Origin of the sequence: Paenibacillus sp. J23TS9, assembly GCF_018403225.1 — a bacterium.
Classification (GTDB): domain Bacteria; phylum Bacillota; class Bacilli; order Paenibacillales; family Paenibacillaceae; genus Paenibacillus_AQ.
Genome location: NZ_BOSG01000031.1, coordinates 1 through 348 on the forward strand (window position 1 = coordinate 1; position 348 = coordinate 348).

At 45.1% G+C, this 348-nt stretch carries 1 protein-coding gene; it reads left to right on the plus strand.

Annotated features, from left to right (window positions below; genetic code table 11):
• Positions 1 to 98: 98 nt before the first annotated feature.
• Positions 99 to 348: hypothetical protein (locus KJS65_RS29570; RefSeq protein ID WP_213653287.1), on the plus strand; the 250-nt coding region annotated here is incomplete at its 3' end.

A 348-nucleotide genomic window follows, 5' to 3' on the forward strand; every position in this document is an offset into this window, starting at 1 on the left:
AGCCAGAAACTGCAATTCAGTTCGAAGGTGTCACGTACGAACCAATTACAGAAGCATATGACTACGAAGTCCAAGCAGAAAATGACGTTCAAACAGTATTGTATGCACCGAAGCCCGTGGTAGACGAGTCGCGTATCATAACGATTCACCATGTGTATGCAGACGGTGAAGAAGAAAAGGTACTGGATACGACAACAGTGACAGGAAACGTAGGACAATTCGTCACGATCGAGCCAGAAACTGCAATTCAGTTCGAAGGTGTCACGTACGAACCAATTACAGAAGCATATGACTACGAAGTCCAAGCAGAAAATGACGTTCAAACAGTATTGTATGCACCGAAGCCCG